Source organism: Bacillus sp. FJAT-22090 (assembly GCF_001278755.1).
GTDB lineage: Bacteria > Bacillota > Bacilli > Bacillales_A > Planococcaceae > Psychrobacillus.
The window spans coordinates 4,119,302-4,137,206 of the sequence record NZ_CP012601.1 but is presented as its reverse complement, the minus strand read 5'-3'; the positions used below and the strand labels follow the sequence as shown (position 1 = coordinate 4,137,206).

Annotated in this window: 15 protein-coding genes, 2 pseudogenes and 1 riboswitch; of the genes and pseudogenes, 6 read left to right on the top strand and 11 right to left on the bottom strand. The window is 35.8% G+C overall.

What is annotated here, in order from left to right:
- Positions 1–63: 63 nt before the first annotated feature.
- The 7 genes and pseudogenes from AM499_RS20755 to AM499_RS20730 form a co-directional block, all read right to left on the bottom strand.
- Entirely contained in the window at positions 64–1,344 is a 1,281-nt protein-coding gene (locus AM499_RS20755) for a nucleobase:cation symporter-2 family protein (RefSeq protein ID WP_156316839.1), read from the bottom strand.
- On the bottom strand, positions 1,341–1,928 hold the full coding sequence (locus AM499_RS20750; protein WP_053592319.1) for a xanthine phosphoribosyltransferase: 588 nt from the start codon (positions 1,926–1,928) through the stop codon (positions 1,341–1,343). Before AM499_RS20750 ends, AM499_RS20755 begins: the two co-directional genes overlap by 4 nt.
- Before the next feature lie 148 nt (positions 1,929–2,076).
- A riboswitch (purine riboswitch) is annotated at positions 2,077–2,178 on the bottom strand.
- A 91-nt stretch (positions 2,179–2,269) separates the two neighbouring features.
- Positions 2,270–2,563: a hypothetical protein gene (locus AM499_RS20745; protein ID WP_053591978.1), complete on the bottom strand. Its 294-nt coding sequence runs from the start codon at positions 2,561–2,563 to the stop codon at positions 2,270–2,272.
- A 101-nt stretch (positions 2,564–2,664) separates the two neighbouring features.
- Positions 2,665–3,099 (bottom strand): annotated as a pseudogene (locus tag AM499_RS22460) (methyl-accepting chemotaxis protein); the annotation flags it as partial.
- Between the two features lie 99 nt (positions 3,100–3,198).
- Positions 3,199–3,540 (bottom strand): annotated as a pseudogene (locus tag AM499_RS22455) (PAS domain S-box protein); the annotation flags it as partial.
- A gap of 58 nt (positions 3,541–3,598) precedes the next feature.
- Positions 3,599–4,687 carry an NAD(P)/FAD-dependent oxidoreductase gene (locus AM499_RS20735; RefSeq protein WP_053591976.1) on the bottom strand — a complete coding sequence of 363 codons (1,089 nt, stop codon included), beginning with the start codon at positions 4,685–4,687 and terminating at the stop codon, positions 3,599–3,601.
- A 2-nt stretch (positions 4,688–4,689) separates the two neighbouring features.
- Positions 4,690–5,721, bottom strand: a complete 1,032-nt coding sequence (locus AM499_RS20730; protein ID WP_053591975.1) for a S66 family peptidase — start codon at positions 5,719–5,721, stop codon at positions 4,690–4,692.
- Positions 5,722–5,919: 198 nt separating this feature from the next.
- On the opposite strand from AM499_RS20730, the gene ypfJ reads away from it, so the two are divergent.
- The 5 genes from ypfJ to AM499_RS20705 all read left to right on the top strand — a co-directional run bounded on the left by ypfJ (position 5,920) and on the right by AM499_RS20705 (position 11,580).
- Positions 5,920–6,768, top strand: coding sequence for a KPN_02809 family neutral zinc metallopeptidase (gene ypfJ, locus AM499_RS20725; RefSeq protein WP_053591974.1), 849 nt, complete (start codon positions 5,920–5,922; stop codon positions 6,766–6,768).
- Between the two features lie 124 nt (positions 6,769–6,892).
- The gene (gene dapF / locus AM499_RS20720; RefSeq protein WP_053591973.1) at positions 6,893–7,753 is read left to right on the top strand and encodes a diaminopimelate epimerase; all 861 of its coding nucleotides are present in this window, start codon (positions 6,893–6,895) and stop codon (positions 7,751–7,753) included.
- Positions 7,754–7,781: 28 nt separating this feature from the next.
- The gene (locus AM499_RS20715; protein WP_053591972.1) at positions 7,782–9,119 is read left to right on the top strand and encodes a response regulator; all 1,338 of its coding nucleotides are present in this window, start codon (positions 7,782–7,784) and stop codon (positions 9,117–9,119) included.
- Positions 9,116–10,162 carry a HEAT repeat domain-containing protein gene (locus tag AM499_RS20710; RefSeq protein ID WP_053591971.1) on the top strand — a complete coding sequence of 349 codons (1,047 nt, stop codon included), beginning with the start codon at positions 9,116–9,118 and terminating at the stop codon, positions 10,160–10,162. Before AM499_RS20715 ends, AM499_RS20710 begins: the two co-directional genes overlap by 4 nt.
- Positions 10,159–11,580 carry a glycosyltransferase family 2 protein gene (locus AM499_RS20705; protein WP_231687506.1) on the top strand — a complete coding sequence of 474 codons (1,422 nt, stop codon included), beginning with the start codon at positions 10,159–10,161 and terminating at the stop codon, positions 11,578–11,580. Before AM499_RS20710 ends, AM499_RS20705 begins: the two co-directional genes overlap by 4 nt.
- 504 nt (positions 11,581–12,084) lie before the next feature.
- Here the strand turns inward: AM499_RS20705 and AM499_RS20700 are convergent.
- On the bottom strand, positions 12,085–15,279 hold the full coding sequence (locus tag AM499_RS20700) for a hypothetical protein (protein ID WP_053591970.1): 3,195 nt from the start codon (positions 15,277–15,279) through the stop codon (positions 12,085–12,087).
- Between the two features lie 161 nt (positions 15,280–15,440).
- Here AM499_RS20700 and AM499_RS20695 point away from each other — a divergent pair, with 161 nt between their 5' ends.
- A complete protein-coding gene (locus AM499_RS20695; RefSeq protein WP_053591969.1) occupies positions 15,441–15,995 on the top strand; it encodes a 3D domain-containing protein in 555 nt (184 codons plus the stop codon).
- Between the two features lie 43 nt (positions 15,996–16,038).
- On the opposite strand, the gene AM499_RS20690 is transcribed toward AM499_RS20695, so the two are convergent.
- From AM499_RS20690 to AM499_RS20680, 3 genes are all read right to left on the bottom strand, one after another.
- Positions 16,039–16,659, bottom strand: a complete 621-nt coding sequence (locus AM499_RS20690) for an NUDIX hydrolase (protein WP_053591968.1) — start codon at positions 16,657–16,659, stop codon at positions 16,039–16,041.
- 98 nt (positions 16,660–16,757) lie between these two features.
- Positions 16,758–17,399 (bottom strand): FusB/FusC family EF-G-binding protein, encoded by a 642-nt coding sequence (locus tag AM499_RS20685; protein WP_053591967.1) that lies wholly within the window; start codon positions 17,397–17,399, stop codon positions 16,758–16,760.
- A gap of 150 nt (positions 17,400–17,549) precedes the next feature.
- On the bottom strand, positions 17,550–17,813 hold the full coding sequence (locus tag AM499_RS20680) for a CD3324 family protein (protein WP_053591966.1): 264 nt from the start codon (positions 17,811–17,813) through the stop codon (positions 17,550–17,552).
- Positions 17,814–17,905 lie beyond the last annotated feature (92 nt).

Here is a 17,905-nt window from a genome sequence, read left to right as displayed (position 1 = left end):
GTATCTTCACATATAAAAAATGCCACCTACAAGTAGGCGACATTTCATTTTAAAGACCCAATTTTATAGTTTTACTACTTTTTTCGAAGGAAGCATATTGAATAATATATTTAATATAATCGCTGTCATACTTCCAGCTACAATCCCATTACTCGTTAAAATTTGAATGCTTGTTGGAAGTGCTCCAAACAAATCAGGAACTACTGTTACTCCTAAGCCGATTCCAATAGCACATGCAATAATCATAGAGTTTTCTTGAGATTCGGTAATAATCGTGCTTAGCATTTTAATACCTTGCGCTACAATCATTCCAAACATCGCAATCATCGCTCCACCTAATACAGATGTAGGAATAATCGTTGTAAGTGCAGCAATTTTTGGAATAAAACCAAGAGCGATCAACATTCCTCCAGTGATATAAATAACGTTTTTCGTTTTCACACCAGAGATTTGCATTAGTCCAACGTTTTGTGAAAAGGTTGTATATGGGAATGAATTGAAAATACCTCCAAGTAAAACAGCGATTCCCTCTGCGCGATAACCCTTCGTTAAATCTTCTTTTTTGATTTTTTTATCTAGAATATCACCAAGTGCAAAATATACACCTGTAGACTCAACTAAAGAAACTATGGCAACCAAAGTCATCGTAATAATTGGGGACCATTCAAAAGTCGGTGTCCCAAAGTAAAATGGTTGAATCATATGGAAAATATCAGACTCTCTTACCGGGGTGAAATCTACTTTCCCCATAAATGCTCCAGCAACTGTTCCTGCGATAATTCCTAGTAAAATAGAAATAGCTTTAATAAATCCAGTAGCAAATCGATATAACAAGACGATAAAAATTAATGTTCCAAATGCTAACGAAATATTTGGAATGGAACCGAAGTCACTTGCACCTTGTCCTCCACCCATATTATTAATTGCAACAGGGATTAGAGTTATCCCGATAATAGTCACAACAGAACCTGTCACTACTGGCGGGAAGAACTTAACGAGCTTTCCGAAAAAGCCGCTTATTACAATTACAACAAGCCCGGAAACAATAATAGCACCGTAAATAGAAGATACCCCGTATTCAGCACCAATAGCGATCATTGGACCCACAGCAGTAAAAGTACAACCTAAAACAACAGGTAATCCTATACCGAAAAAGCGATTACTCATTACTTGTAAAATCGTTGCAACTCCGCACATCAAGATATCTACTGCTACTAAATAGGTTAATTGTTCAGAGTTAAGCCCGATTGCTCCCCCGACAATAAGAGGAACAAGTATTGCTCCTGCATACATAGCAAGTAGATGTTGAATGCCTAAAGCGGTATTTTTAATTGCATTATTCATCGCGTTGGTGCCTCCTCAAAAAATTCCACTTTTCCATTAGCTAACGATTTGATATTAGCAAGAGAATCTACTCGAATGCCACGTTCTCGAATAATGCTTCCACCCGTTTGGAAACCTTTTTCAATGACAATTCCAACCCCAGCAGTAGTAGCATTGGCTTGTTCTACAATATCAAGTAAGCCAAGCACTGCTTGTCCATTTGCAAGGAAGTCGTCAATTATCAATACAACATCTTCACTTGATAGGAAGTTTCGTGAAATAGATATATCATTTGTTTCATTTTTCGTGAAAGAATGTACCTTTGACGTGTATAAATTGTCTGAAAGAGTTAAGGATTTACGTTTTCTAGCAAATACAACCGGCACACCAAGAGTTAATCCAGCGAACATGGAAGGTGCAATTCCAGATGATTCTATCGTTACTATTTTAGTAACTCCTGCATCTTTATAACGAGTAGCAAACTCTTCTCCAATTGCTTGCATTAATGCAGGATCAATTTGATGATTTAAGAATGAATCTACTTTTAAGACATTTTCCGATAGAGCTTTACCCTCTTGAGCAATCTTGTCCTTTAATAATTTCATGTTATTTGAATTCCCTTCAAGTATATTTTTACTAAATACAAAAAAGCTCGAAGACATTACCCATCCATATTTGGAGTGGAATAATGTCATCCGAGCTTGAAAATTTCGAATGGAAATAAAAGAAATATCGACAAAAAGTCCTACTTCTCTTATTTCATTTTCCACTCATAGTCAGCTTATTTACGGTAAGCCGGTAGAAACTTGCAGGCCTTATTCCTGCGATTATACGAGTAAAATGCTATTAGAATATTTCCCATTATAGCACGAATGTTTTCAATTACAACGACCTTGTAATATATTTAATAATTCATAAAATTATGTAGAAATTTGTCGAATTAAAGTTATAAATTTCTTATTTTTAAAGACTTGAAAGTTTGAATAAATGGATCTGGATCATCTTGAATTTTATAGGAAAATACACCTTGATTGGTATGTAAGTATAAAATCCCACCACCAAATGAAAAACGCTTATGGGAAACATCATGAACATGCTGAAGCTCGAATTGATGTCGAGCCGACTTAATTCCTTCCATATTCAAACGAAGCTCATATTGGAGCTCTATTTGTTTCTGTTGAAAATAAAAATCTATTTGCCTCTCAATTTCTATATAAACAATTGAATGCTCACTCAACATCCATCCCTCCAATCCCACTATTTAGTGTACCATGTCCGAAAGAAATTATTACAAAAAGATTACTGGTGCCTGGCACCAGTAATCTTTCCGTAATCTATTTGCTAGATGAGTTTGATGAATTGGGCAGTTTGGGTTTCTAGCTTTTCTGATGCTTTAGAGATGTCATTGAATTCTTCTAATGCAATTCGAATTTCTTCTTGGCTTTTTTCTATGCTGGCTTGAGACTTCCCATTACTAATTGTTACTTTATCAACTTCTTTTGTTATTCCATCGATATTCTCACGTACCTCAACGATGGATGCTTCGACTCTTGCCGCGAGCTTTCGTACTTCTTGAGCTACTACATTAAATCCTCTTCCGTGTTCACCAGCGCGAGCGGCTTCGATTGCAGCATTCAAAGCTAGTAAATTGGTTTGAGCAGCGATTTCTCTAATTGTTTGAACGATGCCCTTAATAGAGTCTGCTTGCACTTGTAGGTTGTTCAAGGTAACCGTATTTTCACTAGAAACTGCAGCAATTTCATCAATAGTTTCTAATAACTCCTGGCTTCTTTTAATACCTACTTCCGCACGAGTACTTAGCTCTTCGGACATATCATTTAGCTCTTCTGTTACAGCCATAATAGTTTGATGGCGATCAGTTACATTCGTCGCTACTTTTGTAACACCTAACACTTGTCCTCTTTCTCCAAATATTGGCATATAGGTTGCTTCAAACATAACTCTATTACCTTTTGCGTCTTTACGTTCTACTTTGTTTTGAATCGTCTTCCCACCAAATAATTCTTTCCAAAACATTTCATATTCTGGGCTTTTTGAGTTTGTTTCAAAACAAAAATCGCGGTGGTTCATTTTCATCACTTTTTCTTTAGTATAGCCCAGTTCGTTGGCAAAGTTATCATTTACATAAGCGACATCTCTATTTAAATCAAAACGAATAATCGCTAGGTTTTTTTCTAAAGCCTCTACAACAGTCATATCATTTACTTCTTCTACGTGAGAATAATTCATCCCTTTTGCCCCATCTCTTTATAAATTAAACTGGTGCGTATGCGGTTAAATCCAATACTGTTTTTTCCCCTAATGCCAACCTAGCTAATTCAGCTCCAACAAATGGCCCTGCAGTCAATCCAGAAGCACCTAATCCATTCGCAAAATAAATAGTCTCATATCCAGGTAATTTCCCAATAACGGGCAGAAACTCTGGTGTATAAGGTCTAAACCCTACACGCACTTCCTCAATTACTGCAGTTCCCAAAGATTCCGCTATATATGTTGCCTTTTCTAATAACTCTACTTTACCTGCCTCAGTCACACGGACATCGAAACCGGTGTTTTCTTCATATGTGGAACCAGCCACCACTTTTCCATTGTCAAAGGTTAGTAAATATTGGTTCGTCGGAGGAAGAACAACCGGCCAATCTCCCGTTGATTCATTTTCTATCTTAAAATGCATGATTTGGGCTTTTTGAGAGCTCACCTTCATATTAACTCCCAGTGTTGCAGGAACTTCATTTCCCCAAGCACCAGCTGTTAAAATGACTGCATCCGCATCTATTTGATTTCCATCTACTAATACAACCCCATTAGAAAACTCTGCATTTCCACTAACCACTTGTGCCCCTAGCTTTTGTGCACCTTGAATTAATGCATCTCGCATAGCTCGCCCGTCGACACGGGCTGCTCCTTCCACAAACAACGACGTAAAGTCCTCTGAGATAAGTGGAAACAATGCTCTCGTCTCATCACAAGACAGTATTTTTAACTCACCAATTTCAGGTGCATCCACTCTTTTTTCCAATGCTCGCTCAAGCATTTTTTGCAGCTTTTTCTCATCATTCTGAAGCGCTATTGCTCCTACCTTTTTATAGCCAGTAGATGTTTCCCCTAATGCTTCTAACTCTTCAACAAGCTGCTTATAATATTTAGCACCATTTTTTACAAGCTCGTACCATTTCTTATTTCTTCGTTGGGAAATCCACGGGCATATAATTCCTGCTGCCGCTTCAGATGCCTGTCCTAAATCATTTCGATCAACGAGAATTACTTTCGCATGATGTTTCGCAAGATGATAGGCAGTGGAAGCACCTAATATCCCACCACCTACTACAATATAAGAAGACACAATTACTCAACTCCACTATCTAAAATAGAAAAAGTTACTCTCTCACAATCTATTTCAGCCATCGCTCCATATGGAAGAATAAATTTCGGTTCCGTATGACCAAAATTTAAATTATAAAGTATTGGTAACTCATTCAAATCTAGTTCCTTCATTATTCTTAATATAGATTCTTTGTATTCCTCATAATATTTCTCATGTTGAGGCTTTGCAAAAACTATTCCTTTTATATTTTGCAAAATTCCTTGCGAGCCATAATTCCTTAGCCAATATTCAATATAAGATGGCTCAGGTAGGTCCTCTGAAGTTTCAAAGAATAGTATACTGTCTTTCCAATACGACTCTTCCGGCCATAGAGAGGTTCCTTTAGCAAACTCTAAAACCTCGATACATCCTCCGATTAATCTTCCTTGCACGACTCCAGAACCTTGCAGCAATTCATAGCCTTGATTTGGATTCATTTTACGTTGTTTATCTTTGTTTTCTATAAGCCATTCTAATCGTTCACTCGTCCATTCAGGCGCTGGTTTAACTTCTCCGATTACTTCATTTGTGAACAAAGTCTTTTTCACAGCCTCCACCGTATACGCATGCATCTCAACATTTTCAGCAAAGTCTGTCAGTATCGCAGGGCCATAAAATGATGAAATTCCAGCTTTATGACAAAACAAATGAGTTACTGTTGCATCTGAATAACCTATAAAAATCTTCGGGTTATTACGGATGACATCAAAATCAATATAAGGTAATAGTCTGATACTTTCACTCCCACCGATATTGGAAACAATCCCTTTTATGGTAGGATCCTTAAAGGCATTCATCAGATCCTCTGCTCGCGCTTTTGGATTATCATATAAATACTCCGCACCCTTTAAGCTATTTGGCATAGATACTACTTCTAACCCAAATACCTTTTCTAATCGTTCGACACCCTGCTCATATCGCCAGTTCAATTCAGGTTCTCCAGCTCCACCCCATGACAAACTAATTGTCGCTACTTTATCCCCAGCTCGAAGCATTTTCGGTTTAATAAGCATGATAAACACTCCCCTTTATTACATTATAATCCAAACCATCCAAGTTGGATGTCTAATTTTATAAATTTTGGGTATAAAGACAATATACATGTAATTCCGTTTGTTGATAAAGACAGTTTTCAAAGGCCTCCCCAGACTGTAAGATCTCATGGTAGGATAAAGCGTTTGTCAACAGTCTGATGAAAAGGAGTGAGATAAATGAAATGGAAGGGACGAGCTGGAAGCTCTAATGTAGAAGACCGGCGTGGTATGAGCGGAGGTAAAGCGATAGCCGGTGTTGGAGGGGGTCTTGGATTAATTATTGTAATTATACTTTCCTTTCTTGGCGGGAATCCGGGTGATATTATTGGAAATCTTGGAACTTCGGAACAATCAAGTACAATTCCCTATGAAGAAAGTGCTCAAGAAAAAGAATTAGCAGAATTTGTATCGGTAGTATTAGCAGATACCGAAAAGGTTTGGACAGAAATATTTGAGGAAAACGGTCTGGAATATGTGGAACCGACGCTTGTACTATATTCGGGCAGTGTAAATTCAGCATGTGGAGCAGCGGGAGCCTCTGTAGGTCCTTTTTATTGTCCAGGTGACCAAAAGCTTTATATTGACTTAAGCTTCTATCAGGAATTACAAGAAAAATTCAATGCTCCTGGTGATTTTGCGATGGCATATGTGATAGCTCATGAAGTGGGACATCACGTCCAAACACTTTTAGGAACAACGGAAGAAGTAATGCCGTTGCGCCAAAAATTGAGCGAAGAGGAATTCAATAAATACCTTGTCCGATTCGAACTGCAAGCTGACTATTTATCGGGTGTATGGGCTAAACATGCACAAGGATTAGGTTACTTAGAAGAAGGTGATTTAGAAGAAGCATTGACTGCAGCAAGTGCTGTCGGAGACGATACATTGCAAAAGCAAGCAAGAGGTTATGTCGTTCCCGAAAGTTTTACGCATGGTACTTCAGAACAACGAAAAAACTGGTTCTATAAAGGTTTTGAAAACGGAACAATTCAAGGCGGAGACACCTTTAATACGAAAACACCATAAAAAAATAATGGCAGTCGCAATAATATCTTCTTTTGCGACTGTTTTTTCTATAGTCATCCATTGACCATGTTGGTTTGTAGTAACTATAATGAATGAAATTGTATTAATAAGGAGTTTTCAAATAATGAATATTACATTTACAAAAATGCATGGCTGTGGAAATGATTATATCTATATAAATTGTTTAGAAAACATGATCGAAAACCCTGAAGGACTTAGTCGTTTAGTTTCAGATAGACATTTTGGAATTGGTGGAGATGGTGTTGTATTAATATGCCCATCTGATATTGCGGATGCAAAAATGAGAATGTTTAATGCGGATGGTAGTGAAGGTAAAATGTGTGGTAATGCCATTCGTTGTGTTGCAAAGTATTTATATGATCATCAGATTGTCCCGAAAAATACGATGAATATTGATACTTTAAGTGGTGTAAAAATTATTCAAGTTTTTGCCGATAATAACAAAATGACTTCTGCTACTGTTGACATGGGAAAACCGAATTTAGATCCTTCCGCATTACCTATCTTAATCGATCAAACTGAAAGTATAGTGAATATGCCATTTACGATTGAAAATGAAAACTACCATATTACTACTGTATCTATGGGAAATCCTCATTGCGTAATTATAACTGAAAATATAGAATCTATTAATCTTCCATTAGTAGGTCCAACATTCGAATTTAATCCTGTCTTCCCTGAGAGTGTGAACACTGAATTTATTGAAATAGTAAGTCGCACTTCTATTAATATGCGTGTTTGGGAACGTGGTAGTGGAGAAACATTAGCTTGTGGAACAGGAGCTTGCGCTGCAGTTGTTGCAGCAGTCTTAAATGGTCATTGTGATTTTGATACAGATATTGAAGTAAATCTTTTAGGTGGGAAGCTTATAATTAGATATTCTGATCACGGAGTATTTATGACCGGACCTGCTACTACAGTGTTTAAAGGTGAAATAGAGTGGAATGGTTCTTTCATTAACTAATATTGATAATATGTAAGGAGGTTTTCAGTTGTTCGCTAATAACTCAACTATTAATTCTCACAACAAACTGGGACTTCTTTTGTTAATTGCAGAAGATTTAGTGGAATTATCTTCTATTAAAGACGACTTAGAAAAGGAAGGCTACACAATCTTAGTAGCACCTAATGTTGAAAAAGGAATTGACTTATTTAATACAAACGAAATTGATGTTTGTTGTATTTCAGCAAATATGTCTGATTCTTCGACTCTTTCTTTTTTAGATAAAATGAAGCAGACTGCTCTAGTCCGTTTTATTCCAATCATTGTATTGAATTTTAATAATGAATTTTCTTCGATAAAAACGGAGTTCATCCGTCATGGAGCTGCGGATATGATACATCCGAAGAAAGGAAACCATCTCCTTCTTGCGATCGTTTCAAACTTTTTATCACATCGAAATTTTATTAAGCACCTTCAATCGATTGATCCGCTTACAGGTGCACTTAATTATGCAAGCTTTGAAAAGAAAGCGCTCGATTTAATAGACAATTTTAATAATGAAGGCACCACTTTTTCCATCTCAATAATAGAAGTACATCATATACAACAGATGAATAAAGACTTTGGATTTTCTTATACAAATGAGATACTAAGCACTTTTAGTGAATTGATGCACACTAACATTCAATCCAAAGAAAGCTTTTATCGATTACACGGGGGAACCTTTGCTCTCCTTCATCCAACAACTAAAGAGAAAGAAGCACTTGAAAAATTGGACAAATTAAATAAAACCTTTGTTTCTAACACTTATTATAAAGATGGTCAAAGCTTTCATATTCAAATTGTATCAGGTGTTGCAGAATGGAACTCTTCTTATAACCATATTCAGCAGCTAGTAGTGAATGGCAAGCAGGCTTTGAGTGTTGCCAAGCAATCCACTGAGCCAACATGTATTTCATATAATAATATGAACTTGGAGTCTATAATGCCAATCGTCCGCGTCATTATTGTAGATGATAACAAACTGAGTAGAACGATGCTAGAAAAACAATTTCTATCATGGAAATCCCCTCGATTTCATATAGAAGTCTCCGTATATGATAACGGGTATGAGTTTATACACTCTGATTGGTATCATCCAACAGATTATCATATCCTCCTTTTAGATGTTGTAATGCCTAAAATGGATGGTTTAGAAGTTTTAAATCACATAAGAGAAGAGTATCCAAACGACCGTATCATCATATCAATGCTTACTTCCCGAAACAGCAATCAAGATATTTTACATGCTTTAAAAAGAGGTGCAGACGATTATTTAGTTAAGCCTTTCCATCCACAGGAAGTACTCGCTCGAATTCAACGCCTTGCCAGTAGGTTGTTTGTATGATTATAGAAATGATTTACTTCTATTGGGTTATTGGTATTCTTTTAGGATTTCAATTACTATTATTAGCTCTGCTATGCATTAGAAAGTGGCTCAGAAACAGAGAGAATGATAGACAAGACAAAGTGTATGAAGACAATCTAGAGCTTTTTGTGGACTATCTAATGTCAGAAAACTGGATGATACCTAAGGCCCTTGTAATTAGAGCGAATTTTGAAGTGGCAGAACGTATTTTTAGTGAAACATTTACAGATGTTAAAGATGCGCATATACGAGAGAAACTCGAGCAAGCAGCAGAATCTATATTCGCTGAAACCTATTTAAAACGAATGAAAAGAGGAACTTGGTCTACACGAGTAAATACACTATACTTCATCGAGGATTTTAAACTTATATCGTTAAAGCCTTTTCTCCAAGACCACTTATCGAAATTAAAAGTGTGGGATGAGGAAAAGAATCAAACTGTCCGAGCACTTGCAGCATTAAATGACCTTTCCATTGTTGATTATTTAAATAGAGATAGAACTGCAACATTACAACATTATTTAGATGTATTTAGTAGATTGAATGAGGATACTTTTGGAAATGCTATAAAACTGAGTAAAGAAAGCTATAATCCGATGTGCAGGATTGCCATTCTTTCCTTTATTGGGCTTACAAAAAATCTACGTTACCAACCATTATTAGAAGATGAATTACAAAATGAAAATTTGGAAATGCGTATACAGGCGCTTAAAGGCCTTTATAGGTTGAATTATATAAGCAATATCGAACTACTCATCCCATTTTTCGAATCCTCTTCATGGCAAGAAAGAATGTTCAGTTGTCGTATTTCCGGAGTACTAATGTTGGAAGTCTTTGAGCCATTTTTAGTTAAATTATTGGGAGATAGAGAATGGTGGGTTCGTAATGCGGCTGCAGAATCCATTCTTCAAATATTCGGAGAGGATAAACTTTATTTTCTTTCAAAGAATCATTCCGATTTATATGCAAGAGATATGGCAGTACAATGGATCACTTCCAAAAAAGGGGGAAGTAAGGATTGAAGGATATTGTTATTTTCTTATTTCAAGTAACCTCCTACTTCATCATATTTTATATGGGATTTACTTCAATTAGTTACATCGTTTTGTTTTTATTTTCCATGAAAAATGTTATGCGTGAAGGAAGACTTATTAAGACGGAATCACTTGAAGATATGGCAGTGAGCGAAAGAACATATCCAGTTTCTATCATTGTTCCTGCCTATAACGAAGAAGTTGGAGTAGTTAGCACTGTTCGTTCATTGTTAGCACTCAATTATCCTGAATATGAGATCATTGTGGTAGATGATGGTTCAAAAGATGGAACGTTATTAAAATTAATCGAAGAGTTTAAATTAGAAAAAATAGAACTGGCTGTTCGAGAACATATGAAAACCCAACAGATACAATCCTCTTATCGTTCGACAATTTATTCAACCGTTATGGTCGTCTCAAAAACTAACGGTGGAAAAGCAGATGCTTTAAATTGCGGTATAAATGTATCCAAGTATCCATATTTTTGTGCAATCGATGGAGATTCTATATTAGAGAATGATGCTTTATTGAAGGTAATGAAACCAGTAATCGATTCGGAAGGTAAAACGGTTGCAGTTGGTGGTTCCGTACGAATTGCAAATGGGACTACCATTTCGCGAAGTAAGGTGGAGTCAATTGATCTACCTAAAAACCCCTTAGTCATCTTGCAAATCGTGGAATATTTTAGAGGTTTTTTAATTGGGAGACTAGGATTTACTAAAATTAATCAGCTTCTTATTATTTCAGGGGCATTTGGTCTATTCCATAAAAATACGGTGATAAAATCGGGTGGATATAAAGTGGATACTGTAGGAGAAGATATGGAACTTATCGTTCGCCTACATCGAATTATTAAAGAGCAAAAACTCGATCTTCAATTAAAATATATTCCCGATCCAGTTTGTTGGACGGAAGCACCTGACTCCTTTAGAGTATTGAAATCTCAAAGAATTAGATGGCAAAGAGGCTTAGCAGAAACATTAAATGCACATAAAAAGATGTTTTTAAACCCCAAATATGGACTACTCGGATTCATCGGCTTTCCTTATTTTTTTACAGTCGAATTATTAGGTGCAGTTATGGAATTGATTGGATATATTTTAATAGTTGGTGGAGTATTTTTCGGCTTTTTAGATCCTTACATTGTAACAATACTATTATTGGTTACAATGCTTTACGGATCATTCATCTCAGCTTTATCTATTCTTCTAGAGGAGCTTACTATGTTTAAATATCCAAAGGTGAAGCATTTATTATTGTTATTCTTTTGGGCATTAACAGAGTCCTTTTGGTTCCGTCCCCTTCTAGTTATTTGGCGATTTGAGGGCTTGATTAAATCATTTCGTAGAAAAGAGGCGGAATGGGGAAAAATGGATAGAAAAGGAATATCTTCAGATTCCAAATAAAAAATATGGCTATCCCAAAAGAAAGAAAATCATTAAAATGGCTACCTTTCCGCTGGCGTTTCCTCAGCCTCCTAGGCCAACACGATGTTGGTCATGCAATCGTTTCCGCAAAAGTTCTTTTGCGACGAGCTTTGCGCAGGAGCAGGATGCAGCGAACTCTTAGATTGCCTTCCCCTCAACTGTGGGGTCTTCGGCTAACGCTATTCCCGCCGCCGGAGTGTCACCTTTTTCAACGATTTTCTAGAAATTAAAAAGTAGAATAAGGGTTTTTTAAAAGTTCCCACTCTACTTTTTAGTTTTTTAGACAACTCCATCTCGCTTGTTTCATCTAGATAGGACACTTTGGATGCACTTTCGCAACTAAAGTGTCCTAATTTTATCTAAGAAGGCGCTCGAATTCGTCCGCCGAGCTTATGCTTTGGAAAACCCATAGAATAATATATAAAATAAAGGGCTGCCCTCAAAAGTCGTTTTTCAATAACTTATGGGACTGCCCTATTTTTTTTAGTTTACTTCTTTAAATTTGTCTTGGAGAATATAATAAGATTGTTTTAAGCGTTCCTTAGATTGTGGTGCTTCCCACTTATCCCAACTGTATCGAGCTAAAGACTTAAAAGGGATTACCCCATCCTTCATTTTTGGAAAGGTGTGCAATTTACCATTTTTTCTAAAGGTAAAAGCAACGCCTAAATCCTCTATTTCTAAGTTAGTTTCTAGTCCGTCTTTATATAAATCTGATAGGACTATTTTTGAACTTGGATCCTTCACGTTTAATAGTAACCAGGGAATCCTCATCTCTAATACACCTGTTTTAGGATCAGCATAATAATCAGCTAATGAATAATAATCCTTTGCTGACGAATTACTATTTCCATACTGCAATTTTCCAGTTTCATAGCTTTCAAATGGAAGCTCTTTACCTGTGTCTGGCCTAACTAACCCTTTATTTAAAGCATAACGAATTGGGTTAAATACACCGGTACTTTTTGTTGGTATAGGCTCGCTTTCAGGAATCATTTGTAATACATGTCCATATTGATAAAGAAACGAATCGTAATAAGCATCTACGTATAAATTCGCTTTTTCTTTACTCTGTATATTTGCCCAAAAATCAATAACTGGTCGATCGAGTTGAATACTTGGTTGGCCTTCTATAACATCTGTTCCACTTTTTGGCGTTACATCGAATAAAATATTTACTTCGTTTTGATCAAACCAGTCACCTTTTTTGCTAGATTTCTGATCTAATCGAATATACAGATACGCCTCATCATGTGTGATAAAAGCAGATTGAATTGGTTCTTCCGACGATTGATAAACTGGTTCAATTCCTTTCCAATCATCCGAATTTCCATCCAATTTTATTTTTAATGTATTAAAACTAAGCAACCCAAAGTTCTGTTCATTTGTTTGTAAATTGGACCAAAACGGCCGTCGATTCGGATCGTCCAAGTCCATTGTGTTCCATGTCCGTTTAAACCACTCATCCTGCCAAGTAAAGATGAGTCCCCCCATCATTCCCTCTTCTAAAATATCCTCATATAATGAGACTAATATTTCTCCTTGTTCCTTTTCTGAATGACCTCCCTGATTCCAACCAAAAGGGTTCAAATGTGTTATACCTCGAGATGCAGGAATTCCAAATTCAGAAATGAGAATTGGCATAGAGTGGCTTGCTTTTAGGTCATGTAAATACCCTGCGTAATTATTTTTATTACCTCGATGATCGATATACTCAGTATACTTTTCTTCTAAATTTAAAAAATCTGGGTAGTATGGATATACATGATACGAAGCGAATAAGCCAGGTAAATCTTGCCCTTCTTTTATCTTTATATGGTTTGGATCAACGGAAGCCATGTCTTCTTTTTCTAAAGGTTCCGCTGGCTGGTTTAAATTATCTGTTGAAACCCAGTTTGTAAAGCTCATTGGTCTTGTCCAACTATACACCTCTGCTTCATATTTCATTAAAGTATCCATTTGCTCAGCTAACCATATCTCAAATCCTTCCGCTTGGTCTGTCTTGATATAAGAGCCATCAAACTGGGGGAGGTTTGCATAAACTGTTTTCATATTATCTACCATTAAAGGGTACCACTCTATTCCAATCATCCACCCGATTACGTATGGAGAAATATCTGAGTCATATGTTCCATGTGCATGCCCAACCTTTTCTGACACTTCTGCTTTACCGTGAATTACATCAACCATCTGCTTATACTCTTTCTGAAAAGTCTCTGTAATCTCAGGCGTATATGCATCTAATGTTTCCTCCAACGGCCCCTCATCAATCCATACCCCATGGAAAACATAAATAGGTTTTTCATGCGTCTCATTATAATGCTTAAGCGCTTTATAAAAAGCTGGTGGGTGGAGTGTATAAACCCTAATCGTATTAGCGTTCATTTCACCGATGTATTCAAGCCAACGTGCATATTCTTCTCTTGTAATAGCAGCTTCTCCAGGAAATGCTCCTGGTTTTCCCATTCCAAGATTCACACCTTTTATCGTCATCGTTTCCCATTTATTATTTCTGTACACTTCAAACTTATCCTTTGAAATTCGACTATTATATGTTAACCCTTCTTTTGTTTTCACAGTGCTCAATGTCTGTGTCTTATCCACCATCTTTTCTTGCTCAAAAGATTCTATATCTTTTAGGATAGATGTCATAATAGGTACATAAACTTGCCAATAGAAACTCTCTCCCGGAAATAAAAAATCTACAGTCAACATTTCTCTAATTTTAGTGAACCCTTTATATTGGTAGATTCCTGGAATTTTCTCTACTGTACTGAAATTACCTGCAAAGTAATAGCTATTCGCTGCATTCTGTTTTTTCATTACTATAGCTGGTGAGTTGGAGGAAATCCCGATTTTTTGGAGTATCTTTTTTCCTTTTTCCGTTGTATCTATTTCAAATTCTGCAAGTATTTTAGCATCTGCCTCTGAATTTATAATGTCAAACCAACCATTGTACATACTCGCTTTACTTATAGAGAACGTTTCTTCACCTTGTTGGGTAGTTTTGAATAATAAACCGTGTTTTTGAAGAGTCCCTTCATTCACCGAAAGCACTTCAACTTCTTCTGAGGATTCATTATAAAAAATAATACCTTCTCCATCAAAACTCCATTTTTTATTATTTTTTTCATAGGCATTTACAACCCATTTCGGTACCTCTCCGTCATTCAGTGCTAATGACTTGCCATACTTAGCAATCCAACCCGTTTGTTTAATACCCAAATATTTGGATGCTTTATCTCTTACATTATTAGAAATTGAATTATATTCCACTACTAGAGTTGCGTGTTTATCCTCATTTGCTGATTGAATGGATGTCCACTCTTCATTTGTTAATCCACCTTTTAAATCTTTTTCGTCTACACCATATGTATCTATTACATATATAAAATCCGAACCTGCTAAATTCGTAGGAAGTGGTTTTTCAATGTATTCGTTGTCCTCAAAAGTGTAGCCATAATAATCTTCAGAAGGATTATATTTTTTATTCTTTTCATCGTTTATTTTCAGATAGTCTAGTAGCCAAAAGAATCCTTGGTGTTCACTAATATTCCCATGCGGAGTTGTTTTATTTATTACAGTAATGTTACGTTGTTTATCATCAGACATAAACCAAAATAACCACGGCAATAATAATAAAGTCCCTATTAAAATTATCCATTTTACAAATTTCATTGAAATCAGCCCTCTTTCGATAGTACTTTTCCAATATACACGATACATAATATAGCAACAATATATCTACTATTTGTAATGCTATTGGTAAATTACCGTAATATTCCTGTAACAATATATTGCTAATATATGATTAGACTAAATAGCAAGGGGTAGAGTATTTGAAGAAAATTCTTGGATCACTCATAATCACAATCGTACTATTAGTCAGCGGAGTAACACAAGGCTTCGCAGCTACTACCGTTCACACAGTAAATAAAGGCGAAACTTTATATTCTATTTCCAAAAAGTATAATGTATCAATCGCCAACTTAAAGTCTTGGAATAACTTAAAATCAGATAGTATCAAAGCGAAACAAAAACTTAAAATAACAGGCAAGGAAAAAACAAAAAATCCATCTAGATCCGATTCAGAGGACAAGGTAGCAAAAGAAATAGTTGTATCTGCGAGCGCTTTTACTGCAAATTGCAATGGCTGCTCAGGTGTTACAAGTACAGGAATTAACTTAAAGCGTAATCCAGATATAAAAGTAATCGCAGTCGACCCTGATGTTATCAAGCTTGGCACAAAAGTGTATGTAGAAGGCTATGGCTATGCTATTGCTGGTGATACAGGCAGTGCAATTAAGGGAAACAAAATTGATGTATTTTTCTCTTCTAAAAAAGAGGCATATAAATGGGGCCGTAAATCTGTAACTATAAAAATATTAGAATAAAATAAAAGCCAACTTTCTATTTAAGGAAGTTGGTTTTATTATGTCATAGAAGTGCTTGAATTTCTAAAATAACTGCTTTGTAATAAGAGTCCTCATGTGGAACAAAGGAGTCCCTTTCAACTATTTTTTTTAGTGGAATCCTTTCTCCTAATTCATTCAACTGGTATCCCTCGACTTCAATGGCAAGAACTTCATTCCTCCAAAGTGCTGTAAACTGTTTAAAATCTGCCCTTACTATTCCTGAAACTTCTTCCACTTGGAGGTTAAAGTCTTCAAAATTTACATTGTTATTATATATAAAGACATTCGCTAACTCGTTGTCTATAAGTTCTCCTGTTTTGACGGAATAGTCTATTACACCGAGCGGAACGAGCTCATCAAAAGTTACCTCTATTCCAAGTTCTTCTCGTACCTCTCGTATACCGTCAACCACACTTTCAGTAGCCATTAAGTGACCAGCCGCAGTAATGTCTAGTAAGCTAGGATAATCTTTTTTAGTATCACTTCGAATTTGTAAATATATATACCCTTTCCCTTCCTCACTACAAATAAACCAGCAATGAAATGTTTCATGCCACAAACCAAGCTGGTGAACTTTTTCTCGTGTCGCTGTTCCTATTTCTAATCTATTTTCATCAAATATTTTCAGCATTTCATTTTCCATTTATAAATCCTCCTTGTATGACAATTATATTACAGGTGCCTGGCACCAAAAAACGTGAATGTTTAAACATTCACGTTTGTTTTGGTTATACATACAATTTAAGAGCCGATGATTAATTCTACAAATTCTTCTAGTTTGTCATGGGAAACTAAATTTTGATTACATTTATGGCTGTCCTGGCAAATGTAGTTCCCTCTTTTAATATAGGCGTCTTGTGTCGCACCTTTTGTGGCAGAAGTAAACATACCAATCTCTTCAAAGCGATTACATAAAGTACATATTCCTTTTTTGTTGGAATTTTTGTAGCCACCGGAAATCCCTATAAGCTTACCATGGTGTTCTACTATTAAGTATTTTTTATTCGTCCCTTTGTCCAACCATCCCAAATAAGATATTTCACTAAAATCTACTTGTTCTAATGAAGGCATTTTTAGTTTCTTTGCTTTTGGAAATAATTTCTTTATTGTTTGTTCTTTTATTTCTCTAAAAGGAACTACATAGGGTTTTATTTGCTCCAAAAACACTTCCGCATCTGATTTTTCCTTTACTTCAACTATTGGATTTAGTAATAGTTTTTGATCTTCATGTAACTCTTCGAATAGCCCTAATACTTTTTCAATCGTTAGCGACTTTAATGCATTTAATACAGCTTGATCATTTACAGTTGCATGCCCATTAATTAAGTTTTGTGTCTGATATTTAATAAAGTTGTATTGATCACTTTTTATGAAAGGATTCATTTCCATCCCTCCTATTTCACTTTTTAATAAATCATTTCTAATTTATTGTAGCGGAAATGACTTTTTTTATAAATGGTAAAGATGGCTATGAAATGTTCTCGCCATATAAAAAGCTGATAACCCTGTATAAAAGGGTCACCAGCTCCTGATTTATTTAGAATAAATGATTTTTTTAACAGTTTCCACAGAAAGAAAATGTTCTGTAGCAAGCTTATTCATCGGAACTCCATTTTTATAAGCTTGCTTAAGATAGGCATTTCTTTCGTCAATACGCTTTCTTTCTCCTGAAAGCGCCCCCCACTGTTTATAACTCTTTTCTGGTTTCGGAATATAAATTGTTTCCCCTTGAATATACTTTTGAATTTCCTTCACAAGCTCCTCAGGTAAAACAGAATTCGCTTTTATATAAGTCATTGCGCTCGCTCCCTTATTTTTATCACTTTCAATAAGGTGCAAAGCCACAAGTTGAAATGGCGATTAAAATTTATTTAATGACTCCCCACGCA